This window comes from Gordonia metallireducens, from assembly GCF_021245825.1.
In the GTDB taxonomy this organism is placed as follows: Bacteria; Actinomycetota; Actinomycetes; order Mycobacteriales; family Mycobacteriaceae; genus Gordonia; species Gordonia namibiensis.
This window is the reverse complement of sequence record NZ_JAJQJP010000013.1, coordinates 82732-106088: the sequence shown is the minus strand read 5'-3', so window position 1 is coordinate 106088 and position 23357 is coordinate 82732. Positions and strand designations below refer to the sequence as shown.

At 68.2% G+C, this 23357-nt stretch carries 23 protein-coding genes and 1 pseudogene; 12 read left to right on the top strand and 12 right to left on the bottom strand.

Annotation, left to right across the window (positions count from 1 at the left end; translation table 11 throughout):
- Both LQD00_RS03525 and LQD00_RS03520 read left to right on the top strand, forming a co-directional pair.
- Window positions 1-1331 (top strand): annotated as a pseudogene (locus tag LQD00_RS03525) (DNA polymerase III subunit gamma and tau); the annotation flags it as partial.
- Between the two features lie 32 nt (window positions 1332-1363).
- Window positions 1364-2095, top strand: a complete 732-nt coding sequence (locus tag LQD00_RS03520) for a M15 family metallopeptidase (RefSeq protein ID WP_232715693.1) — start codon at window positions 1364-1366, stop codon at window positions 2093-2095.
- An 82-nt stretch (window positions 2096-2177) separates the two neighbouring features.
- Here the strand turns inward: LQD00_RS03520 and LQD00_RS03515 are convergent, their stop codons facing one another.
- Together LQD00_RS03515 and LQD00_RS03510 are read right to left on the bottom strand one after the other, a co-directional pair.
- Window positions 2178-3497 carry a class I SAM-dependent methyltransferase gene (locus LQD00_RS03515; protein ID WP_232715692.1) on the bottom strand — a complete coding sequence of 440 codons (1320 nt, stop codon included), beginning with the start codon at window positions 3495-3497 and terminating at the stop codon, window positions 2178-2180.
- On the bottom strand, window positions 3494-4876 hold the full coding sequence (locus LQD00_RS03510) for an FAD-binding oxidoreductase (protein ID WP_232715697.1): 1383 nt from the start codon (window positions 4874-4876) through the stop codon (window positions 3494-3496). Before LQD00_RS03510 ends, LQD00_RS03515 begins: the two co-directional genes overlap by 4 nt.
- An 81-nt stretch (window positions 4877-4957) precedes the next feature.
- On the opposite strand from LQD00_RS03510, the gene LQD00_RS03505 reads away from it, so the two are divergent.
- The 8 genes from LQD00_RS03505 to LQD00_RS03470 all read left to right on the top strand — a co-directional run bounded on the left by LQD00_RS03505 (window position 4958) and on the right by LQD00_RS03470 (window position 11100).
- Window positions 4958-5395, top strand: coding sequence for an SRPBCC family protein (locus LQD00_RS03505; RefSeq protein ID WP_006866539.1), 438 nt, complete (start codon window positions 4958-4960; stop codon window positions 5393-5395).
- 41 nt (window positions 5396-5436) lie between these two features.
- Complete coding sequence (locus LQD00_RS03500) at window positions 5437-6330, top strand: pseudouridine synthase (protein WP_232715696.1); 894 nt, start codon at window positions 5437-5439, stop codon at window positions 6328-6330.
- Window positions 6331-6726: 396 nt separating this feature from the next.
- Complete coding sequence (locus tag LQD00_RS03495) at window positions 6727-7056, top strand: hypothetical protein (protein WP_232715691.1); 330 nt, start codon at window positions 6727-6729, stop codon at window positions 7054-7056.
- The gene (locus LQD00_RS03490; protein ID WP_005199059.1) at window positions 7034-7450 is read left to right on the top strand and encodes a YbaB/EbfC family nucleoid-associated protein; all 417 of its coding nucleotides are present in this window, start codon (window positions 7034-7036) and stop codon (window positions 7448-7450) included. Before LQD00_RS03495 ends, LQD00_RS03490 begins: the two co-directional genes overlap by 23 nt.
- A gap of 51 nt (window positions 7451-7501) precedes the next feature.
- Window positions 7502-8113 carry a recombination mediator RecR gene (gene recR / locus LQD00_RS03485; protein WP_006866543.1) on the top strand — a complete coding sequence of 204 codons (612 nt, stop codon included), beginning with the start codon at window positions 7502-7504 and terminating at the stop codon, window positions 8111-8113.
- A gap of 81 nt (window positions 8114-8194) precedes the next feature.
- On the top strand, window positions 8195-9784 hold the full coding sequence (locus tag LQD00_RS03480) for an alpha/beta fold hydrolase (protein WP_232715690.1): 1590 nt from the start codon (window positions 8195-8197) through the stop codon (window positions 9782-9784).
- On the top strand, window positions 9781-10341 hold the full coding sequence (locus tag LQD00_RS03475; RefSeq protein WP_232715689.1) for a uridine kinase family protein: 561 nt from the start codon (window positions 9781-9783) through the stop codon (window positions 10339-10341). Before LQD00_RS03480 ends, LQD00_RS03475 begins: the two co-directional genes overlap by 4 nt.
- 33 nt (window positions 10342-10374) lie before the next feature.
- Window positions 10375-11100 (top strand): uracil-DNA glycosylase, encoded by a 726-nt coding sequence (locus LQD00_RS03470; RefSeq protein WP_232715688.1) that lies wholly within the window; start codon window positions 10375-10377, stop codon window positions 11098-11100.
- Window positions 11101-11304: 204 nt separating this feature from the next.
- Here the strand turns inward: LQD00_RS03470 and LQD00_RS03465 are convergent, their stop codons facing one another.
- Window positions 11305-12027: a type 1 glutamine amidotransferase gene (locus LQD00_RS03465; RefSeq protein ID WP_232715687.1), complete on the bottom strand. Its 723-nt coding sequence runs from the start codon at window positions 12025-12027 to the stop codon at window positions 11305-11307.
- Window positions 12024-13325 (bottom strand): Mur ligase family protein, encoded by a 1302-nt coding sequence (locus LQD00_RS03460; protein WP_232715686.1) that lies wholly within the window; start codon window positions 13323-13325, stop codon window positions 12024-12026. The genes LQD00_RS03465 and LQD00_RS03460 overlap by 4 nt, the downstream gene beginning before the upstream one ends.
- 75 nt (window positions 13326-13400) lie before the next feature.
- Here LQD00_RS03460 and LQD00_RS03455 point away from each other — a divergent pair, with 75 nt between their 5' ends.
- Window positions 13401-14495 carry an alpha/beta hydrolase gene (locus tag LQD00_RS03455; protein ID WP_232715685.1) on the top strand — a complete coding sequence of 365 codons (1095 nt, stop codon included), beginning with the start codon at window positions 13401-13403 and terminating at the stop codon, window positions 14493-14495.
- On the opposite strand, the gene LQD00_RS03450 is transcribed toward LQD00_RS03455, so the two are convergent.
- Both LQD00_RS03450 and trxA read right to left on the bottom strand, forming a co-directional pair.
- Window positions 14492-15520 carry an EamA family transporter gene (locus LQD00_RS03450; RefSeq protein WP_232715684.1) on the bottom strand — a complete coding sequence of 343 codons (1029 nt, stop codon included), beginning with the start codon at window positions 15518-15520 and terminating at the stop codon, window positions 14492-14494. The genes LQD00_RS03455 and LQD00_RS03450 overlap by 4 nt on opposite strands.
- Before the next feature lie 101 nt (window positions 15521-15621).
- On the bottom strand, window positions 15622-15984 hold the full coding sequence (gene trxA / locus LQD00_RS03445) for a thioredoxin (protein ID WP_232715683.1): 363 nt from the start codon (window positions 15982-15984) through the stop codon (window positions 15622-15624).
- Window positions 15985-16052: 68 nt separating this feature from the next.
- Here trxA and LQD00_RS03440 point away from each other — a divergent pair, with 68 nt between their 5' ends.
- Entirely contained in the window at window positions 16053-16937 is an 885-nt protein-coding gene (locus LQD00_RS03440; RefSeq protein ID WP_232715682.1) for a LysR family transcriptional regulator, read from the top strand.
- 64 nt (window positions 16938-17001) lie between these two features.
- On the opposite strand, the gene LQD00_RS03435 is transcribed toward LQD00_RS03440, so the two are convergent.
- From LQD00_RS03435 to leuA, 6 genes are all read right to left on the bottom strand, one after another.
- Window positions 17002-18153, bottom strand: coding sequence for an acyl-CoA dehydrogenase family protein (locus LQD00_RS03435; protein WP_006358975.1), 1152 nt, complete (start codon window positions 18151-18153; stop codon window positions 17002-17004).
- A 36-nt stretch (window positions 18154-18189) separates the two neighbouring features.
- Entirely contained in the window at window positions 18190-18858 is a 669-nt protein-coding gene (locus LQD00_RS03430) for a TetR/AcrR family transcriptional regulator (protein WP_006866554.1), read from the bottom strand.
- Window positions 18859-19073: 215 nt separating this feature from the next.
- On the bottom strand, window positions 19074-19394 hold the full coding sequence (locus tag LQD00_RS03425) for a putative quinol monooxygenase (RefSeq protein WP_232715681.1): 321 nt from the start codon (window positions 19392-19394) through the stop codon (window positions 19074-19076).
- Between the two features lie 90 nt (window positions 19395-19484).
- On the bottom strand, window positions 19485-20504 hold the full coding sequence (locus LQD00_RS03420) for an LLM class flavin-dependent oxidoreductase (protein ID WP_232715680.1): 1020 nt from the start codon (window positions 20502-20504) through the stop codon (window positions 19485-19487).
- A gap of 66 nt (window positions 20505-20570) precedes the next feature.
- Window positions 20571-21182, bottom strand: coding sequence for a TetR/AcrR family transcriptional regulator (locus LQD00_RS03415; RefSeq protein ID WP_232715679.1), 612 nt, complete (start codon window positions 21180-21182; stop codon window positions 20571-20573).
- 173 nt (window positions 21183-21355) lie between these two features.
- On the bottom strand, window positions 21356-23206 hold the full coding sequence (gene leuA, locus LQD00_RS03410) for a 2-isopropylmalate synthase (protein ID WP_232715678.1): 1851 nt from the start codon (window positions 23204-23206) through the stop codon (window positions 21356-21358).
- Between the last annotated feature and the right edge of the window lie 151 nt (window positions 23207-23357).

Below are 23357 nucleotides of genomic sequence, written 5' to 3'. Positions count from 1 at the left end.
CGGTCGCACCGGCCGCATCTGCCCCGGTTGCCCCGGCTGCTGCTCCGCCGCCGATGCCGACCGCACCGGAACCCACCGCGCCCGAACCGCCTGCGCCGGTGGCGAAGCCCGCGGCAGCCGAATCGACTCCGGCCGAACCCGCCGCTGCGCCCACGGTTCCCGAGTCAGAGCCGGCCCCGCCCGCCGAACCGGTCGCTGCCGCACCGCAGGCCGACGCAGCCGCTGCCGTCGAGACCGACGACGCGGACATGCTCGAAGAACTGATCGTCGAGCAACCCGCGCCCGACGCCATCGCCGATCCGGACGCCCTTCCCGATCCCGACGCGCTTCCGGAACCCGACGCGCTCGTGGAACCGGAGGCGCTCGATCTCGGGGATCTCGACACCCCGGACACCGGGACCACCGGCACCGATTCTCCCGAAGTCGACGCTGCTGCACCGACTCTCGACGTCCCCTGGGACGAACCCGAAGCGGAGGCCGCCACGCCGGCGCAGCCGGTACCGGAACCCGTGCGTCCGGCGGTCCGGAACGGCGGAACCCCCACGGCGCCGGAACCGCCTTCGCGTGCCCCGGTGGCCGAACCGGCTCCGGAGCCGACCCGGGAACCTGCCGCCGCGCCGGCCCGGTCGGCCGACCCCGACGACATCCCGCTGCCGGATGAGCCGGTCGACGAGTACTCGGTTCCACCGCCCGATGCGATGCCGGCCCGGGCGAAGCGCCCCGAACCGGCGCCCGAACCGGAACCGGAGCCAGAGCCGGCTGCCCCGGGCGGGCTCGACGCCGACGCGATCCGCAAGCGCTACCCGGAGATCCGGGCCGCGGTGCGGGAGCGTTCCAAGAGTCTCGAGCCGATGCTGTCGGCGGCGGTCATCGCCGATCTCGAGGGCACCACGGTGGTGCTCGGACACCCGGTCGAGGTGCTCGTCGGACGTCTCTCGGCGCCGCACGCGGTCACGATCATCCGCGAGGCTCTCGCGGAGGTCTTCGGCACCCAACTGGACGTGCGGACGGTGCACCAGGCTCCGGGCACAGCGGTCGCGCCGTCGGCGCCGGGTGGCGCACAGGCCGCGAAACAGCAGGCCAAACCCCGGCAGTCGTACTCGCGTCCGAGCAGGTCTCGTGATCAGTCGGCGGCCGCGCCGCCGCCACCCGAACCGGTGGCCGAGCCGGAGGAGCCCGAACCGCCTCGCGCGGACGAGGACATCCCCGACGAGGAGCGAGCCGAGATGGTCGCCGATGCCCGTACCGGGGCGCCCGAGCAGCGCCTCGACCCCGATCAGGTCGCGCTCGAACTCCTCAAGTCCGAACTCGGGGCACGGCCGATCGAATGACCGTCGAGACGAAGGGCTGGTAGAACGCAGAGATGCAGATCCGATCGGTCCTACGTCTGGCCACGGCGCCGGCAGCGGTGGTGGTGGCGGCGCTGACGTTGTCGATGGCTTGTGCCGAGGCGGCTCCCGTCGACTCGCCGTCGCCCACCCTGCGGCACACCGTCGATCAGCAGGCCCGCGCGGTCGGACTCGTCGACGTGAAGACCGTCGTCGCGGATGCGGCGTTGGATCTGCGCTATGCGACGACCCACAACTTCGTCGGTGAGCGTCTCTATCCGCCGAATGCTCGCTGTCTGGTGCACGAATCGATGGTCCCGGGTCTGAGGACCGCGGCCCAGAAACTCCGGGCCCGCGGTGAGACGCTGGTGTTCTGGGATTGCTACCGACCACATTCGGTGCAGCAGAGGATGTTTGAGAAAGTTCCCGACCCGGCGTGGGTCGCCGCCCCCGGTCCGTACTCGACCAGCCATGAGACCGGACGCTCGGTCGACGTGACCCTCGCGGTACGCAGCCCGAATTGTCCGGCCCCGCGCAAGGTTGGCAATGTCTGTCGCGTCGACATGGGCACCGACTTCGACTCGTTCACCCCACGCGCGACCGCGTATGCGACGCAGGGGGTCTCGGCATCGGCCCAGGCAGCGCGGGCCCGGTTGCGTCAGGCGATGGCCGCCGGGGGATTGACCGTCTACTCCGGTGAGTGGTGGCATTTCGACGGCCCGGGCGCGGACGTGCGCCGGCCGATCGTCGACGTCCCGCTGGTCTGAGACGCCCCGGCGTGAACGATGCGGGGGCCTGAACGACGAGACCCCGCCGGGCATCCGACGGGGTCTCGTTGGTCGAGCAGGCTCAGGCGTTCCACCAGGGCCGCAGCGGAACCTGATGGCCGCCATGGTTGTCGAGTTTGGTCGCCAGCACGTGATGGAGCTGGATGATGTTGCGGTCGAAGCCGATCCGGCAGCCCGCCATGTACAGTCCCCACAGGCGGGCGGTGCCCTCGCCGACCTCGGCCACGGCCTCGTCCCAGTGATCGACGAGGTTGATGTTCCAGTCGCGCAGGGTCATCGCGTAGTGCTCGCGGAAGTTCTCCTCGTGGATCACCTCCATGCCGCCGATGTCCTGGAGCTTGGAGATGATCTTGCCCGAGCCGGTGAGCTCGCCGTCGGGGAACACATAGCGGTCGATGAACGTGCCGGCCTTGCTGCGGCTCGCGTTGTCGGGCCGGGTGATGCAGTGGTTCAGCAGCATTCCGCCCGGGCGCAGCTTGTCGCGCATGAAGCCGAAGTAGGCCGGGTAGTTGCCGACGCCGATGTGTTCGGTCAGGCCGATCGACGACACCGCGTCGAAACCGGATTCGGTGATGTCGCGGTAGTCGCTGTGCCGCACCTCGGCGAACTCGGAGAGTCCTTCGTCGACGATGGCCTTCTGTGCCCACTCGGCCTGCTCGGCCGACAGCGTCGCACCGATGGCGTGCACACCGCGCTTGGCGGCGTAGCGGACCATTCCGCCCCACCCGCAACCGATGTCGAGGAGTCGGTCGCCGGGCTTGAGGCGCAGCTTCTCGAAGATGAGGCGGTACTTGTTGTCCTGGGCGGTCTCGAGCGACGCGTCGCGGTCGGGGTAGACCGCACATGTGTAGGTCATCGACGGGCCGAGGACCCACTCGTAGAAGGTGTTCGAGACGTCGTAGTGGTAGTGGATGACCTCGGCGTCACGAGACTTGCTGTGGCGCAGTCCTTCCGCGAAACGACGCCAGCGCGGCACGGCCTCCTGCGGCGGCGGGGCGATCGGCTTGAAGTGTTCGATGCCGAGCGAGCGCGCGATCTGGGCCAGGGCCAGCGGCGACGGGCGGTGGAAGTCCAGATCGCTCGCGAGCGCCTTCAGGGCGGGGTAGGGGTCGCCGGGGTGTGCGCCGACGAGTTCGAGGTCGCCGGCGATGTAGGCGCGGGCCAGGCCGAGGTCGCCGGGCGCCGTGACGAGATAGGTGGTGCCGCGCGGGGTCTTCAGGTTGAGGCCGTACTGGGCGTCGGCCGGGCCTGCGCTGCTGCCGTCGTACGCCGAGATCCGGATCGACAGGTTGCCGCCCAGGAGGGTCTCGAAGATCTCCGCCAGGGACATCTTCCCGGTCTGGGAGTCTGCTCCGATCGGTGCGTCTCTGAATGTCGTCATTGGCGTTTCACCGCTTTCGCATAGAGGTCCAGAAGGCGGCCGCGGGGGTCGTACCGCTTCTTCAGGAGCCGATAACTCTCTCCGCCGTAGAGTTCGTCGAACTCTTCCGGCCCGTAGAAACTTTCCGAGTACAGCGACTTGTGGCCGTCGAGTTCGGCGACCTTGCGTTCGATGACCTTGTTGGTGTGCCCGGGGTCGCCCGGGGTGACCGGCACGGCCGACCAGAAGCCGACGTTGACGTACGTGCGCCGCGGTTCGAGCGGGTAGAGCGGCCACGGGCGCGCCGGATCCGAACCGGGCAGGGCCGGCTCGCGAAGGCGCAGCGGGCACAACCAGATCGGTTCGATGGGGATGTTGTCCAGGAACCATTCGACATAGTCGGTGGTGCGTTCGATCGGCACCTCGATGTCCTGGACGACCCGCTCACCCGGCGGGAGGCCCTTGCGGGCGTTGAGGCGGTCGCCGATGTCCCAGCGCTGGTCGAGTCCGATCAGCTTCCAGTAGAAGCTGCTGCGCAGGTAGCGCTTCGGCCACCAGCGGCGGATCTTCGGGTTCTGGGCCCCGAAAGCACGGGAGCACCAGAACCAGTCGGTGTCCCAGCGCCAGAGGTAGTCGTGGATCGTCAGGCGGTCGGTGGTCTTGTTCTGGATCGACCGGTAGAAGATGTCCATCCCGGTGTAGTCGCTGACCGGGCCCTCTTCGTCGGTCTGGCGTCCGAGCGTGAGGTAGGACTCGTCGGCGGAGAACACGACTCCGTCGAGGTAGTCGACCTGCTCGCCGTCGTAGGTCTTCTCGGTGACGATGGTCTCCATCGTCGCCTGCAGCTCGGCGATCGAGCTGAACCGCACGTGACGCAGCGCGACGTACGGCTTCACCGGTTCCAGCTCGATGCGCAGGCGGACCGAATAACCCAGCGTCCCATAGGAGTTGGGAAAACCGAAGAACAGGTCGGCGTGTTCGTTCGTGGGCGTCGCGGTGATGATCTCCCCGTCGCCGGTCAGGATGTCGATCTCCGACACCGACTCGTGCGGGAGTCCGGAACGGAACGACGTGCTCTCGATGCCGAGGCCGGTCACCGCGCCGCCGAGCGTGATCGTCTTGAGTTGCGGGACCACCATGGGTGCCAGACCGTAGGGGAGGGTCGCCGCGACCAGGTTCTCGTAGGTGCACATCCCGGCGACGTCGGCGGTGCGGGCGTCGGGATCGACCGAGATCACCCGGTCGAGTCCGGAGACGTCCAGTCCGGGATGTGGGTTGGCTGCGCGCTTGCGGAAGAGGTTCGACGTCTTCTTCGCAAGGCGCACGGTCGCGTTCGGAGGGATGGCACGATAGCTGGCCAGTAGGGTGGACACCCCCTGGTCAAATGCCTGTCCCCCCATCTCCAAGCCAGAGCTCACCCGGTTAGCCTAGGACTTGATCAGTTCGCCCGCCAATCGTTTCGTCCCGAGGAGTGTTCCATCGTGGGTCAGGTTTCCGCATCGCAGTCGATCGACATCACCGCCGCCCCGGACACCGTCATCGGAGCCCTCGCCGACTACAACGATGTGCGCCCGGCGATCCTCCCGGCGCACTACCGCGACTACAAGGTCATCAGCGGCGGCAACGGCGACGGCACCGTCGTGCATTGGATTCTGCAGGCCTCGGAGAAGCGACAGCGCGACGTCCAGGCGACCGTCAGCGTGACCCCCGACACCGTGACCGAACGCGACGCCAACTCCACCATGGTGACGACCTACACGGTCGCCCCGTCGGCCGGCGGATCGCGTGTCACCACCACAACCAGCTGGAAGGGCGCCGGCGGCATCGGCGGGTTCTTCGAGAAGACCTTCGCGCCCAAGGCGATCAACCGCATCCAGGCCGAGGTGCTCGGCAATCTCAAGAAGCGCCTCGAGAACTGACGTCTCGGAGGAGGGGCCGGGCCCGGCCCTCGCCGCTCCCGATCCGGGACGGCGTCGACTCGACGCGGGTGGTCTTGCGGGCGGGGCCGGAATCCACCGTGGCCGAGGCACTACTGGCGTCGCCGAGTCTCGCGGGTCTCGGGATCGAGGAATTGCACGCCCGTGCCGCGGCCGGCGAGATCGTCGATGCCGACGGTCGGCCCGTCGACCTCGACGCGCCGTCGCGGGTGAACGTCTCGCTCTACCTCTACCGCGATCTGCCCGACGAGGTCCCGATCCCGTTCGACGTCCCGGTGCTCTACCGCGACGAGAACATCGTCGTCGTGGACAAACCGCACTTCCTGTCCACGATGCCGCGGGGTCGTCACGTGACGCAGACCGCGCTGGTCCGACTCCGCCGCGACCTGGGCAGCGACACGATCTCCCCGGCCCACCGCCTCGACCGGCTCACCGCCGGTGTTCTGCTTTTCACGCTGCGTCCCGACGTGCGGGCCGCCTACCAGGACCTCTTCGCCTCCCGGTTGGCACGCAAGGAGTACCGCGCGCTGGCGCCGGTCGACGAGCGACTCGCCGAGACCGTGACCGTGCGCGACCGGATCGAGAAAACCGCCGGTGACCTGCGGGCCCGCGTCGTCGACGGCCCGGTGAACGCCATCAGCGACATCACCCTCGTCGAACAGACCGACCGCGGCGGTGTCTACCGGCTGGTGCCGCACACCGGACGCACCCACCAGCTGCGGCTGCACATGGCGTCGCTCGGTGTGCCCATCGTCGACGACCCGCTGTATCCCGAGGTCCGCCCCGAACTCGCGGAGCGCCCGGACCACGGGGACTTCTCGGCCCCGCTGCGGCTCGTCGCACATGCTCTGGAGTTCACGGACCCGCTCGACGGGACGGAGCGTCGGTTCGAGAGTCGTCGCACGGTGGCGTTCTGAAAACCACCCCCGAAATCCACCCCTGAAATCCGCCCCTGACATCGACCCTCCAGCGGACGGGCGCCGACATATCGTCCGCGGCGGACTCCTGGAGGGTGCATCGCAGGGGCGTTTTTCAGGCGCGGACCTCGATACGGCCCTCGGCTTGCGCCTCGGGCCTACTCGGCCGGCGGAGGTGGCGGTCCCTCGGCTTGCGCCTCGGACCTACTCGGTCGGCGGGGTGGCGGTCCCTGGGCGTGCGCCTCGGACCTACTCGGCCGGCGGGGTGGCGGTCCCTGGGCGTGCGCCTCGGGCCTACCGGTCGCCGGGGTGACGGTCCCTGGGGCTAGCGGAACGCTGGTTGAGTAGCCGAGGAGCGCAGCGACGAGGCGTATCGAAACCACTACCCTGGCGACCGTGACCATCCGCGCGTCGTACGAACGACACCCCGACCTGGGCTGCGAGGCCGTCGTGTTCATCGACGACGAGTCGCTGGCGTGTTTCCAGATCCAGCGGGACCTCACCGGCGGCCCGCGCGCCGACGAACACTGCGTCACCACCGGGGCGAGTGCGCCCGTCTACGGCGGGATCGTCGAGTGGCGGCGCGTCGACGACCGTTTCGAGTTCTCGCTCACACGACGGGCCGGTCATCTGTTCGGCGACGAGGTGCTGTCCTTCGAGATCAGCCCGGTGGACGAGGTCAGCGTCGACGACATCGCCGCGCATGTCGATCGATTGCTGCGCTGACCCGGGGGCTACCCTGGACGGCGTGACGCAACCATTCGATCCCAGCGCATTGTTCGGCGGCGGCCAGGGCGGCGAGAACCCGATGGCGGGTCTGCTGGCCCAGGCTCAGCAGATGCAGGAGAAGCTCCTGTCCGCACAGAACGAGATCGCCGCAGCGGAGATCGTCGGGAGCGCGGGCAACGGCCTGGTCACCGTGACCGGAAACGGCACCGGCGAGGTGACCGCGGTGTCCATCGATCCCAAGGTCGTAGACCCCGAGGACGTCGAGACCCTGCAGGATCTGCTGCTCGGCGCGCTCGCCGACCTGTCGCAGAAGCGTGAGCAGCTCACCAGCGAGAAGATGGGCCCGCTGGCCGGAGGCCTCGGCGGCGGCATCCCCGGGCTCGGCGGCTGATCGCGCCCGCCGCGCGATCCTTCCCACCACACCAGAGAACCCGGGCACGCGATGTATGAAGGACCGATCCAGGATCTGATCGACGAACTGGCCAAACAGCCGGGGCTCGGTCCGAAGGGTGCGCAGCGCATCGCATTCCACCTGCTCGCCGGGGAGAAGTCCGACATCGACCGACTGGTCGCGGCGCTCGGGCGCGTCCGCGACGACGTCGTGTTCTGCGCCGAATGTGGCAACGTGTCGGCGAATCGGCTGTGCCGCATCTGCTCCGACTCACGACGCGACGCCACCAAGATCTGCGTCGTCGAAGAACCCAAGGACGTGCACGCGATCGAGCGGACCAAGGAGTTCACCGGCCGCTATCACGTACTCGGCGGGGCCCTCGATCCGTTGTCGGGGATCGGACCCGACCAGCTCCGCATCCGTGAGCTGCTGCGTCGGCTCGCCAATCAGGAGGACGGCGTCGACGTCAGCGAGGTGATCGTCGCGACCGACCCCAACACCGAGGGCGAGGCCACCGCCACCTACCTGCAGCGCATGCTCAAAGACTTCCCCGGGCTGTCGGTGACGCGCCTGGCGTCGGGTCTGCCGATGGGCGGCGACCTCGAATTCGCCGACGAACTGACCCTCGGCCGGGCGCTGTCCGGCCGTCGAATCCTGGCCTGAAGGCCGAACGCAGACGGTTCACGTGTGCCCGGCTAGGGTCGGGGAGTGATATCGCTGAAGCGGGGGCGTCGACGAGTACGGGTGATCGCGGCGGTAGTGGCCGCGGTGGCCGCGGTCGGTCTGCTGGACACGGCGCGCGCCGTGCCGCTCGCCGCGGCTGCGGAAACCGAGCTGGACTGGACGTCATGTCCCGCCGTCCACGGTGTCCCGGCGAGCGTTCGTTGCGCTGCAGTCGAGGTCCCGCTGGATCACGCCGAGCCGAACGGACCCACGATCGAGCTCCTCGTGAGTCGCATTCCCGCGCGGGAACCATCGCAGCGGCGCGGTGTCCTGATGGGCAACCCGGGAGGCCCCGGCGGCGATGCGATCGCGATGTTCAGTCAGCTGCGCGTACCGGACGAGGTGCGCGACCAGTGGGATCTCGTTGCAGTGCAGCCGCGGGGCCTGGTGTCGGGCACGCCGCTGAAATGTGCTCCGCTCACCGGGTCGGAAGCCGAGATCTACACCGCTGCAGGCAAACTGAACCGTGATCGGTGTGCACGGCGCACGCCCGGTCTGGGGTCGACGCTGACCACGGAGAACACCGCGCGTGACATCGAGGTGGTTCGCCGGAAGCTGGGCGAGACCAAGATCAGTCTGTACGGGATCTCCTACGGGACGTTGCTCTTCGGGACCTACGCGACGCTGTTCCCCCAGCGTGTCGACCGATTGGTTCTCGATTCCGGCTTCGACCCCGGCCTCGTGTGGAACGCTCTCCTCGACGCGCAGACTCCCGGATACAAGGCTCGCGTCCACGCCATGATGGCGTGGATCGCGCGCCACGACCACATCTACCGCCTGGGGACGACTCCGCTTGCCGTGTACCGGAAGTGGAGCGACCGGGTCAGTGCCGAGGCGGGCGTCCCGCCGTCTCTGGTCGCACCGCCGGCGCGGGTCGGGGACGTCCCGCCGGGCCTCCGCGCCGTCGCCGACCAGTACATCGCCGGTACCGACCTCACCGCGGATGCGCGTGCACGGTTCGAGAACTTCGCCGCGACATTGCTGACACCCGGTTCGGTGCAGGCGAATTCGGGACTGCTGATTCTCACACAGGCGTTCGCGCCCGATCGGAACAATTGGCCGGTCATCGCGATGATGACGGCCGGTACAACCCGGAAGCTCGCCGAACCCTCACCCGCGGTGCTCGAGGCCGCGGCGATCTCACAGGACATGCAGGGTGCCGTCCTGTGCAACGAGAACCAGGTGCCGGCCGATCCGTCGGCGAACCTCGCCGCGTTCATCACCGGCTACGTCACCGCCGATCCGTTCGAGGCGCCCGGCTTGATCTACCGGTCTGGAATGGCCTGTGCGGGAGCCGCTCCGGTCACCCGTCCGATCCCGATCCGGAATCGTGGACTCGCCGTCCGCCCGCTGCAGATCCAGAGTGTCGGAGACCCCCAGACGCCCTACCATGGCAGTCTCGTCATGCGCCGGCAGATGAACAGCCACCTGATCACCGTGGGCGGCGGCGACCATGGGCAGTTGGGCCGCGCGAACCGGCCGCTCGACGCCGCGATCGCCGAATACCTGCGGACCGGTCGGACAGGCGTGACCCGGGTCCCGGAGGCGCCGATCACCGCGCCGTTGACGAAACTCCCGTCGGGTCTGTTCACGGGTGTGAGGGTGCGGTGACGGCGTCCGACATCATCTCCCCGGAGATCGGTGCGCGGGTCGCCGAGCTCGCCGCGCAGCTCGACTCGGGGATCGTCGCGATCGACGGCCCGTCCGGGGCCGGGAAGTCGACGGTCGCGGATCTGCTGGTGGCGCAGCTACGTGAACGGGGCGTCGGGGTGACGCTGGTGCGCACCGACGATTTCGCCTCGTGGGACGACCCGGTTGCCTGGTGGCCCGAGCTGGAAGCGGATGTGCTGCACTCCTTCGTCCGGCGATGGGACTACCGCTACCGTCCTCGGGTGTGGCGCGACGGCGTCGCGACGCCCGGACCGCAGGTGTGGATCGAGTGGCAGCCGCTGCTGATCATCGAGGGGGTGTCGTCGGCGCGGCGCCGGATCGCCGACCGGTTGGCCCACGCCCTGTGGCTCGACGGCGGAACCGAGGCGGAACGTCTGGAGCGGGCCGTCGCGCGGGACGGCGAGGAGTCGCGGGTGCACCTGCAGCAATGGCAGGAGTTCGAGCGCGGCTGGTTCGCCGTCGACCGCACCCGCGAACGCTGCGCCGTGCTGGACTAGTTGCCCGTGCACGGCTCGCGGTTACTGTCGGATATGGGCACCCGACGGCGGTTTCGTGATCTCGCGGAGCTCGACGCGCAGCTGATCGACTGTCGTGCATGCCCGCGGCTCGTCGAATGGCGCGAACAGGTGGCACGGGAGAAGCGCCGGGCGTTCGCCGACCAGGAGTACTGGGGGCGGCCGGTCCCGGGCATCGGACCGGCGGATGCGCGGTTGCTGATCGTGGGTCTGGCGCCGGCCGCCCACGGCGGCAATCGCACCGGCCGGATGTTCACCGGCGACCAGTCCGGTGACTTCCTGTTCTCCGCCATGTATCTCGCCGGCCTGGTGAGTCAGCCGCATTCGGTGTCGATGGACGACGGGCTGGAGCTGTTCGACACCCGGATCACCGCGCCCGTGCACTGCGCTCCGCCACAGAACAAGCCGACCGTCGAAGAGCGGGACCGGTGCTCGCACTGGCTGCATGGTGAGCTCGAATTGCTCGCTCCGACAACGCGTTCGGTGATCACGCTGGGCGCCTTCGGCTGGCAGTCGACGCTGCGCACGTTCGGTGCGCTCGGTTGGACGGTGCCGCGGCCTGCGCCGAAGTTCGGGCACGGGGCGTCGACGATTCTGACCCGCGACGGCGCGACCCTCGAGGTGTTCGGGTGCTACCACGTGAGTCAGCACAACACCTTCACCGGCAGGCTGACCGTCGAGATGCTCGTGGACGTGCTGAAGGCGGCGGCGAGGTCAGCGGGGATTGACCTGGGGGAGTGAGCTGTACGAGTGGTTTCGACACGGCTCCTCGCTGCGCTCGTCGCCTGCTCAACCAGCAGAGTCCCGTCCTCGCTGCGCTCGTCGCCTGCTCAACCAGCAGAGTCCCGTCCTCGCTGCGCTCGTCGCCTGCTCAACCAGCGGATTCCTTTGCCGGCCGAGTAAGTTCGAGGGGCTACCCGAGGACCGTGTCGAGGTCAGGTGGTGTCAGCGCCGACGCCCGGCGGCGAGGCGTTCTTTACGCAACCGATTGACCTCCGGGAGGTCGAGCGGCGCAAGCGATTCGACGCCCATCGCGGTGGCGAGGAGGTGGTCGGCGAGTTCGGGGTTCCGGGCCAGCGCCGGACCGTGCATGTAGGTGCCGATCACGCTGCCCTGCACGACGCCCTCGGTGCCGTCGCCGACGCCGTTGCCGATGCCGTGCTTCACCCGCCCGAGCGGCTTGGCATCGGAGCCCAATGTGGTTCCGCCGCGGTGGTTCTCGAAACCGGTGAGCGGCTGGGTGAGTGCGGCGAGGGTCGGTTCGGTGACCAGCTCGCCGATGCTGCGCGTCTCCTGCGGTGCGGTGGTCAGGTCGAACAGCGAGATGCCGTCGACCCGCTCACCGGCGGAGGTCTCGTACCAGTGGCCGAGCACCTGGATGGCCGCGCAGATCGCGAGAACCGGGCGTCCCGCCGCGGCGGCCTGCTGAAGACCGGGGTAGCGGGTCAGGTGGCGGGTGGCCAGACGCTGGGCGTAGTCCTCGGCGCCGCCGAGGGTGTAGACGTCGAGGGAATCCGGTACCGGGTCGTCGAGCGTGATGTGCACGACCTCGGCGTCGATGCCGCGCATGAGGGCGCGACGCTTGAGGACGAGGGCGTTGCCGCCGTCGCCGTAGGTGCCCATGACGTCGGGCAGGACCAGCCCGATCCGCAGTGTCGACTCGCTCACTGTTCGGCCTTCCGTGCACGTGCCGCGCGTTCCATGGCGATCCCCAGATCGCGGAACGCGGTGTAGTTGGCGAGCACCTCGACGCGTCCCGGCGGACACGAGGCGATCGCCGCCATCGGGTCGGGGACCGTGGTGTGCTCGGCACCCGCGTAGAGCAGGCGCACCGACAGGTCGGCCGCCCGCTCACCGGCGGCGACCACCTGCATGGTCTCGAAGGCCTCGAATCGCACGTCCCACAGCCAGGAGAGGTCCTCGCCGTCGGGGACCTGTCCGTTGACCGCGATGACCAGTCCGTCGGCGTCCTGGTCGATCATCGACAGGGCCTCCTGCCAACCGGCCGGGTTCTTCGCGAGAAGCGTACGGACGGAGTGGTTGCCGATCTGGTGGACGCCGTAGCGGCCGGCGACCTCGCCGACCGTCCCGACCGCGGCGACGGCCTTGCCCGGGTCGGCGCCCATCGCGACCGCGGCGGCCACCGCCTGCGCCGCGTTGCCGCGGTTGGCCCGGCCGGGGACGGCCAGGGTCAGCGGGGCGGAGAAGCCGTTCGGGCCGTAGATGTTCTCGTCGTCGAACCACCAGTCGGGGGTGGGCCGACGGAAGTTCTCGTCGCCGGTCGACTGCCAGCCGTCCGCGGACCGCACGATCGGCTCGCCGGTGCGGGGACAGCTCACCGAGTCGCCGACCCAGCTCGCGCCCGCGGCCACCCACACCACGTCGGGAGCGTCGAAGGCGGCCGAGGTGACCAGCACGTCGTCGCAGTTCGCGATCACGGTGGTCGACGGGTGACGGGCGATGCCCTCGCGGAGCCTGCGCTCGATCATGTTGATCTCGCCGACCCGGTCGAGCTGATCGCGCGACAGGTTCAGCAGGACCAACACCTCGGGATCGACCGCATCGCTGACATGCGGCACGTGGAGTTCGTCGACCTCGAGCGCGCACAGCGGCGCATTGCGGCTGAGGGTGAGGGTCGCGATGATGCCGGCGTCCATGTTGGCGCCGTCGGCCTGCGTGGCGACCTCGCCGAGTTCGGCCATCGCCGCGGCGGTCATCCGGGTGGTCGTCGACTTGCCGTTGGTGCCGGTGATGATCGCGGAGCGTTTGCCGGCGGCGAGCCGGCGCATGATGTCGGGATCGATCTTGGCGGCGACGAGTCCGCCGATCATCGAACCCTTGCCGCGTCCCGCGGTGCGCGAGGCCCAGCGAGCCGCAGCAGCCGCGGCCAACGCGACCGAGGTGCGGGCGGGCACACGGGTGCTCGTGCGAGATGCGGATCCGGCGGACGATGGGCGGTCGGGCATGGCCACGAGTGTTCCACAGCGTCGATCTGCGGGTTGCTCGTGCCGACCGCCGACCAGCAAGTAGGCTCGGCGACTGTGAGCCGTGACACCCATCTGAGCCTGTCCCTGCCCGCACGAATCCAGCGCGGCGTGCTGATCGCCGCGGGAAAGATTCCCGACGCCGCGATGTCGGTCCTCGGTCGGCGGGCGCCGGTGAACTCCGACGGTGAACGCGTGGCGCCCGAACTCGCCGCGATCGGCTGGGCCAACCAGCACGTCCCCGGCCTCAACCCGTTCGCGGGCGAGGTTGCCCGGTCACGCTTCGCGACCGACGAGAGCGGCGCGTCGATGGCGGAGAACCTGCCGCCCATGGCGGTCGAGGAGGACCTGGTCATCGACAGCCCGGACGGCCCGATCCCGGCCACGCGGTATCGCTCGTCGACCCGGTCGGACGGGCTGATCGTCTACTACCACGGCGGTGGCTACGTCACGGGCAGCCGCATCAGCCACGACACCTTCGTGCGCCGGCTCGCCCACGGCACCGGACTGGACGTCCTGTCGGTCGAGTACCGGCTCGCACCCGAGCACCCGTTCCCCGCCGGAGTCGACGACGCCGTCGCGGCGTGGCACTTCGCCGTCGACGTGGCACCGCGGTGGGGTCTCGACCCCGAGCGGATCGTCGTCGCCGGTGACAGCGCGGGCGGCAACCTGGCGACCGTGGTCGCACGACTCGTCCGCGACGAGCCGATCACGCCGGTCTTCCAGCTGCTGATCTACCCGGTAACCGACGCCACCGCGGACACACCGTCGCGGCGTGAGTTCGCGACCGGCTTCTTCCTGACCGCGGACGGCATCGAGTGGTTCAACGATCGTTACGTGCCCGACGTCGGGCAGCGCAAGGACCCGCGCTGTTCGCCGCTGCTCGCCGACGATCTCAGCGGACTGCCGCCGGCGCACGTCGTCGTCGCCGGCTTCGACCCGTTGCGTGACGAAGGCCTTGCCTACGCCAAGCGGCTCGAAGAGGCGGGGGTTCCGGTCACGCTGCGTCGGGAGGGGTCGATGATCCACGGGTTCATCAACATGACCCTCATCAGCTCCGGAGCCCGCGCGGCGGTCGACCGGATGTGTGCGGAGGTCCGGAGAGCCCTCGACGAGGCGTCGTCGGCGGGCCAGGAGGAGATCGCCGGCTAGCGCTCGCGGGCAGCTGTTGCGGCGCACGTCAGGTCGTCGTCGGCTGCCGACGCCGTGTTCGTGGTGGGGCCTGGGGTGGCTGTACCGGTGGTTGCTGTGCTTGTTGCTGCAGCCTCCGCCGCAAGCCGCCGGCGTCTGCGTGACTGCGGCCGGGCCATCACGCCGACGGCGCAGCCGCTGACGACGATCACCGCACCGACGATCTCGCCGACCGTCGGGACCTCGCCGAGGAAGACGAACGACGCGCTGATGCCCACGACGGGCACCAGCAGCGACATCGGCGACACCCGGCTCGCGTCGTTGCGGCTGAGGAGCACGGTCCACAGGCCCGCGCCGACGAGCGTCCCCAGCGCGGCCAGGTAGACGAGTCCGCCGAGCGCACGCAGCCCGGTGTCCGTGCCGATCGTCATCAGTGCGTCGAAGCCCGCAGACGGTCCCTCGATGATCAGACTCGCGAGATAGAGCGGCGGAGTCGCGACGACGGCCATCCACATCGTCATGCGGAACGAGTCGTCGGGCTGCGCCAGCCGGCCGCCGATGTTGCCGATCGCCCAGCTGAGGCCACCGAGGATGGTGAGTCCGATCGGGAGGAGTGCGGCCACACCGATGTCGCTGCCGGTGGCCCGGTCGAAGGCGATCAGGCCCATGCCGCCGACGGCGACGAGCAGGCCCACCACCTGGGCGACCGTCATCCGCTCACGCAGGAACAGCACGCCGAGGATCACCGTGAAGGGCGCCGACGTCTGCAAGACGAGCGATGCGAGTCCGGCCGGCATCCCCAGGCTCATCGCGAGGAACAGGAACATGAACTGCACAGACCCGAACCCCGCCACGTAGACGAAGAACCACTTGAGTCGGACCTTCGGAAAACGCACGAACAGGATGACCGGGATCGCCATCACGGCGAAACGCAACGCAGCCAGGAAAAACGGTGGGAAGTGTTCGAGACCGTGGTGGATCGCTACGAAGTTCAGTCCCCACAAGAACACGACACAGAGGGCGAGCAACCGGTCACGAATCGACATGGTCACCATCGTCCGAGTCGCCGTGATGAAGAACAATCGAATTTAAACGGAAGGATTGTTCAGATCTACTGAACAATCCTTCCTGTGTGCGCATCAGCGGTTCACTGCTGTGCGGCGGCGACCTTCGCCCGGACGTCGTCCATGTCGAGTGCCTCGACCGCGCCGATGAGCTCCTCGAGCTGTGCGGCGGGGAGCGCACCCGGCTGGTTGAACACGAGAATGCCGTCACGGAAGGCCATCAGCGTCGGAATCGACTGGATGCCAAGGCTCCCGGCGAGCTGCTGCTCCGCCTCGGTGTCGATCTTGCCGAAGAAGATGTCGGAGTGGGTCTCGGAGGCCTTCTCGAAGACGGGGCCGAACATGCGGCACGGGCCGCACCAGCTCGCCCAGAAGTCGAGCAGGACGATGCCGTCGGCCTCGATGGTGGGTTGGAAGGTTTCCAGGGTCACGTCTTGTGTTGCCATGATCCGCACAACGGATACGGGGGTGGAGACATTCCTTGTAGGGCCCGGTTTGTCGGTACCTTTGGCGCATGGAGGTCCGTCGGCTGCGGTTGTTGCGTGAGTTCGCCGATCGTGAGTCGATCGGCGCGGTCGCCGACGCGATGCACATGACACCGTCGGCGGTGTCGCAGCAGTTGAAGGTCCTGGCCGACGAGGCCGGTGTGCCGCTGTTCGAACCCGAGGGCCGGCGCATCAGGCTGACCGAGGCGGGTCGCGCGCTGGTCCTGCGCGCCGACGAGGTGATCGCCGCGGTCGAACGAGCGCAGGAGGAGATGGCGTCGTATCGGTCGGGCCGGGCGCGGGTGCGGCTCGCGATGTTCCCGTCGGGGTCGACGCTGTTGCTGCCGACCGTGCTCGATCGGGCCGCCGAATCCGGGATCGAAGTGCACGCCTTCCATCTCGACGTCGGATACTCCGACGCCGCCCCTGCTCTCGCGGATTTCGACGTCGTCGTGACCCACCGGGACGAGCGGACACCCGCGGTCAACCAGTCGCGCGTGTGGGTCGCCGAGCTGATGCGCGAACCGGTCGACGTGATCGTCCCCGTCGACAGTCCGCTCGCCGATGCCGACGAGGTGGCGGTGTCCGAGCTCGCCGAACATGATTGGATCAGCGTCGAGGGAGGATTCCCGGTCGACGATGTGCTGCAGTCGATCTCAGCGGTGACCGGGGTCGCGCCCCGGGTCACCCAACGCATGCTGGACTTCACCACCATCGAGGCGCTCGTCGCCGGCGGTCACGGGATCGCACTGATGCCGCGGTTCGCCGTCCGTCATCCGGGGGTGAAACGTCTGGAACTCAAAGGGGTTCGGGCGGCCCGGGTGTACGAGGCGTTGGCGCGGCCACGGTCCCGATCGGCGGTCCAGCAGGTCGTCGAACACCTGACGGCCGTGGGCGCCGAACACGGTCAGTGAACGAAACAGGCCGGTGGGCCACGCATTTCGCGTGACCCACCGACCTTGTGATTCGATTTCGGGATCAGACGCCCAGGCTCTTGCCGACGATGTCCTTCATGATCTCGGTGGTGCCACCGAAGATCGTCTGGATGCGGGCATCGGTGTAGGCGCGGGCCACGCGGTACTCGTTCATGTAGCCGTAGCCGCCGTGCAGCTGCAGGCAGCTGTCGATGACGCGCTTGGCGAGCTCGGTGCACCACCACTTGTTCTTGGAGGCGTCGATGGCGTCGAGTTCACCGTCGAGCACACCCTGGAGGCAGCGGTCGATGTAGACCTCGGCGATGTCGAGCTCGGTGGCCATCTCGGCGAGCGTGAAGCGGTTCGCCTGGAAGGTGCCGATGGGACGACCGAATGCCTTGCGGTCCTTGGTGTACTGCAGGGTCTCCTCGAAGATCGCGCGTGCACCGGCGATCGCACCGATGCCGATCGACAGACGCTCGGACGGCAGGTTCTGCATGAGGTGGTAGAAGCCCATGCCCTCCTGGCCGAGCAGATTCTCGACCGGGACGCGCACGTTGTTGAAGTGCAGCTCGGCGGTGTCCTGCGCCTTGAGGCCCATCTTGTCGAGCTTGCGACCGCGCTCGAAACCCTCCATGCCACGCTCGACGACCAGCAGCGAGAACGCCTTGTGGCCGGCCGCGGGGTCCGGGTTGGTGCGGCACACGACCACGACGAGGTCGGAGTTGATGCCCGACGAGATGAAGGTCTTGTTGCCGTTGAGGACATAGTGATCGCCCTCCAGCTTCGCCGAGGTCTTGATGCCGGCGAGGTCCGATCCGGCACCCGGCTCGGTCATCGCGACGGCGAGGATCGTCTCACCGGTGGCGATGCCCGGCATCCAGCGCTTCTTCTGCTCGTCGTTGGCCAGGTGGACGAAGTACGGTGCGACGACGTCGTTCTGGAGGCTCAGGCCGGGAGCTGCGCCGTCGAACTTGGCGAACTCTTCGACGACGACCGCGTTGAAGCGGAAGTCGTCCATGGCGCCGCCGCCGCCGTACTCCTCCGGGATGTTGAAGCCCAGCAGGCCCGCGTCGCCGGCCTTCTTGAAGATCTCACGGTCGACCTGACCGGCCTTGGTCCATTCCTCGTTGTACGGACCGCACTCGCGGATCAGGAAGTTGCGCGCGGTTTCCCGCAGGGCCTCGTGCTCGTCTTCGAAGATCTTGCGCTTCATGGATTTTCTCCCTTTCGTGGACCGTAACTCGTTGTGTCAGTCGTTGTTGTTCGTGTCCTGTGCACCCACGACCCGCAGTGCGATCGAGGCGTAGGACGCCGCGACCTCGGCGGGTGTGCGAGCACCGGACGGGCGGTACCAGGTGGTGACCGCCTGGCAGGCGCCGAACAGATAGCGCAGGACGTCCTTGACGTCCTGGTCGAATCGGAACTCGCCCGAGTCCAGGCCTGCCTGGATGACATCGGCGAGCATGTTCTCGGTCTCGGTCCGCATCGCGATGTAGGGCTCGCGGCGCGGGTCCTCCGGGTCGAGATGGCGGAACTCGCTTGCGACACTTGCCAGCTCGAGATCGCTGGTCATGTGCAGAACGATGGACTCGATCGCGTTCGACAGCTTCTCGCTCGGCGTGCGCCCTTCCTCGATCGCCGCTCCGACCCAGGCGAGGACCGACGTCATCGCCGCTTCGAGCAACTCCACGAGGATGCCGAGCTTGTTGTCGTGGTGGTAGTAGAGGGTCGGCAGGGACACCCCGGCGCGCGACGCGATGTCGCGGATCGAGGTTCCGTGGAACCCGCGCTCGTAGAACGCGCGCTTCGCTGCGACGAGGGTCGTCGGCAGCGGTACCGGCTCGCGCCGTCGCCAGTCCAATCCCTCGGTGTCGACCGTGAACCGTTTTCCGGCAGCGGCTTTCGCTGAGTCAGACACGTTCGGTGATCGTGGCATCGGGCATAGAGGTTTCCTCCCCGTGGGGTGTCGCGAACCGGTGCGGACCCAGCATGGCGCCCATCACTTTATCTAACGATCGTTATACAGGTGTAGCACGCGCCCGTCCGGCGAATCAACAGGCGCGGCGGGAATTGACTAGAGACGACGCCCCCGCCCCGTCGAATACGGAGCGGGGGCGTCGACGGTTCACCAGGTCAGACCGCGCCCTTGTCGGCGTCACCTGCGGGAACGGGGGAGAACGTCTTCACGTCGAGCGGGCCGGCCAACAGCGGCCCGATCCTCTTGCCGAGCTCGGTCAGCGCCGGTGCGCCGCCGTGGGTGGCCAGCGCCTCGAAGGACTCCCAGCGCTCGATCATGACCAGGTCGGTCGAGTCGCCGGTGGCCTCGTGCAGTGCGTACTTGCCGCAGCCGGGCTCGCCGTGCACCTCGGGGATGGCGGCCAACACTGCGTCGCGGACGGCCTGCTCCTCGCCGGGCTTCGGCGAGATGGTGGCGACGACGATCACTTCGGACATGGGTGAGTACTCCTCGGGGTGGGGACGGGGATCGCTCGTGACGTTATGGGAGTGCGGTCGTTCGCGTGGCGAATTCGCCGATGGCCGAACTCAGCGCCAACCGAGCGCGGGCGCCACGTGGGTGAGGATCGACTCGATGACGTGTGCGTTGTACTCGACCCCGAGCTGGTTGGGCACGGTCAGCAGCAGAGTGTCGGCCGCGGCGATCGCCTCGTCCTCGCGCAGCTGCTCGATGAGCTTGTCCGGCTCGTCGGCGTAACTGCGGCCGAACCGGGCGACGCTGTTGTCGATGACGCCGACCTGATCGGACTCATCGCCACCGCGGCCGAAGTAGGCCCGATCACGGTCGTCGACGAGTGCGAAGATGCTGCGGCTCACCGAGACCCGTGGCTCATGTGGGTGACCGGCGTCGGCCCAGGCCTTGCGGAAGCGGTGGATCTGCTCGGCCTGGAGCTGGTGGAACGGGACGCCGGTGTCCTCGGTCAGCAGCGTCGACGACATCAGGTTCATGCCCTGCTGCGCAGTCCATTCCGCGGTCGCGCGGGTACCGGCACCCCACCAGATGCGGTCGCGGAGACCGGGCGACTGCGGCTCGATGGGCAACAGGCCTGGCGGGTTCGGGAACATGGGTCGCGGGTTGGGGCGGGCGAAGCCACCGCCCTCGATGACGCGGAGGAACACCTCGGTGTGTTGGCGGGCCATGTCGGCGTCGGTGGAACCCTCCGGCGGGACATAGCCGAAATACTTGTAGCCCTCGATGACCTGCTCGGGGGACCCACGGCTGATACCGAGCTGCAGACGCCCGCCGGCGATGAGGTCGGCTGCGCCGGCATCCTCGGCCATGTACAGCGGATTCTCGTAGCGCATGTCGATGACACCGGTGCCGATCTCGATGCGGCTGGTCTTGGCGCCGATCGCCGACAGCAGCGGGAACGGAGACGCCAGCTGCCGCGCGAAGTGATGCACCCGGAAGTACGCGCCGTCGGCGCCCAGTTCCTCGGCCGCCACGGCGAGGTCGATCGACTGCAGCAATGTGTCGGCGGCCGTGCGGACCTGCGATCCGGGCGACTCCGACCAGTGACCGAACGACAGGAAACCGATCTTCTTCATGATCGGTAAATGAAACCACGGTCCGGATTGTTCCCGCCCGAGGGTGCGGGATGCCGGTACGACAGGTCAGTCGTGGGCGTCCACCGGCGTCTGGGGTCGTCCGTCCGTCGTCACGACCTGCCGCTCACCCCGGTTCCGGGCCGCATCCGCCAGGGACGTGATGAACTGTTCGGCCGCCCACCGGAGGGCCTCACGGTCGTCGGGAAGAGTGGTCTGCTCATATCCGGTGAGGATGAAATTGGCCCAGCTCGAATACCGATGCGCGGCGACCCGGTCGTCGAGGAGCTCCATGGCGATGTCGAAGACCACGTCGTATCGGGAACGGTCGGCGGCCTGCTGGACCTTGCCGACGTCCGGGTCCATCGCGGCCCACGTGCGGATCGCGGCTTCGGCGCTGTGGGGGAGGGCCACCGCGAACTCGATGAGCTCGACCATCCGGCGCAGCGGGTCGGGTTCGGACTGCACGGCAGCGACTTCCACCTGGGTGCGCGAGTCCAACCAGTGGTCGATCAGTTGGGTGGTGTAGTCCGACCAGTTCTTGAAGAAGTGATAGAACGAGCCGCTGGTCACCCCGAGCCGGTTGCACACCTCGGACAGCTTCAACGCGCTGTATCCGGAATCGGCGAGGACGGCCAGGCCGGTCTCCAGATACAACTCCCGGGTTGTCGTGGCTCCCATGCGGCAACCGTATCCAAGAACCCGCCGGGAGGTATGTCGGCGTTGTGCCGTGTTTCGCGGGGGACTGGCACGAAGATGCGCAATGGGCCGGGACCCCGGACGAGGATCACCCGTCGACGTGGTCCCGGCCCATCAGCCGGAGATGTATTCGATTGTCGGTTACCCGGGAGCCTCTACGGGGCCCAGGTGCGCGGGGCGGCCTCGGCCTCGGCGGGCGGGGTCGAGGTGACGCGGTAGGCGCGGTTGACCGCGGAGACCACGGCGCGCAGGCTCGCGGTGGTGATCGACGACGCCACGCCGACACCCCACACGGTTTCACCGTTGACCTCGGTCTCAACATACGCTGCCGCGCTGGCGTCGCCGCCGGCGGTCAGTGCGTGCTCGGTGTAGTCCAGGACGCGGACGTCGTAGCCGACGGTGCTCAGGGCGTCGACGAAGGCGGCCAGCGGGCCGTTGCCCGAGCCGGTGATCTCGCGCTCGTTGCCCTCGATCTTCACCACGGCGGTGATGTGGTCCTCGCCGCCGTCGACCTCGGCCGCGTCGACCTTCTGGCGCATGCGCTCCAGCGGCCAGATCGGCTGCAGGTAGTTCTCCGCGAAGACGTCGTACATCTCCTTGGGATTGACCTCGCCGCCCTCGCCGTCGGTGATCTTCTGGATCTCGCGGCTGAACTCGATCTGCAGTCGACGCGGCAGCACGAGGCCGTGGTCGGCCTTCATGATGTACGCGACGCCGCCCTTGCCGGACTGGCTGTTCACGCGGATGACGGCCTCGTAGCTGCGGCCGACGTCCTTCGGGTCGATCGGCAGATACGGTACGGCCCAGACGATGTCGTCGACATCGGAGTCGGCGTCGTCGGCGTCGTACTTCATCTGGTCCAGGCCCTTGTTGATGGCGTCCTGGTGGCTGCCGGAGAAGGCGGTGAAGACCAGGTCGCCGCCGTACGGGTGGCGCTCGGGGACGTTCAACTGGTTGCAGTACTCGACGGTGCGACGGATCTCGTCGATGTCGGAGAAGCTGATCTGCGGGTCGACGCCGCGGCTGAACATGTTCATGCCCAGGGTCACCAGGCAGACGTTGCCGGTGCGCTCACCGTTGCCGAAAAGGCAGCCCTCGATGCGGTCGGCGCCGGCCTGGTAGCCCAGTTCGGCTGCGGCGACACCGGTTCCGCGGTCGTTGTGGGGGTGCAGGCTCAGGATGATCGAGTCGCGACGGGCCAGGTTGCGGTGCATCCACTCGATCGAATCGGCGTAGACGTTCGGCGTGGCCATCTCGACGGTCGCCGGCAGGTTGACGATCATCGGCTTCTCGGGGGTGGGCGCGATGATCTCGGTGACCGCGTCGACGACCTCCTTGGCGAAGCTCAGCTCGGTGCCAGTGTAGGACTCCGGCGAGTACTCGTAGCGCCAGTTGGTGTCGGGGTAGTTCTTCTCCACCTCGAGCACCTTGTGGGCGGCGTCGGTGGCGATCTTGACGATGGCCGGCTTGTCGGCACGGAAGACCACGCGGCGCTGCAGCACCGAGGTGGAGTTGTAGAAGTGCACGATGACGTTCGCGGCACCGCGGCAGGCCTCGAAGGTGCGCTCGATCAGTTCCTCACGGCACTGCGTCAGCACCTGGATGGTGACGTCGGCGGGGATCGCGTTGTCCTCGATGATCTCGCGGACGAAGTCGTAGTCGGTCTGGCTCGCCGAGGGGAAACCGACCTCGATCTCCTTGTAGCCCATGCGGACCAGCAGGTCGAACATGCGACGCTTGCGCGCCGGGCTCATCGGGTCGATCAGTGCCTGGTTGCCGTCACGCAGGTCGACGGCGCACCACAGCGGCGCCTTGGTGATGACCTTGTCGGGCCAGGTGCGGTCGGGCAGCGAGATCGTCTCGACCTCGTCGGCGAACTGACGGTAGCGGTGAACCGGCATCGCAGAATTGCGCTGCGGATTCCATACGGGCTGGTCAGCGGGAATCGGGCCGTTCGGCTCGACGATTCGGCTGGCGCCGGAAGTGAAGGTGTCTGCTGGTGCCATGAGTGGTCATTCTCCGTGTCTGGAAGGAAAGTGACCGGCGCGTGATTGGGCCCCGCGACGGAGGGCCGGTCGTGTCAGACCCCGCCGCGGCAACCGAGAAGGAGTGCACGCTGCATGCGCTCGACTGTACTCCTCGGTGCTATCGAGACCA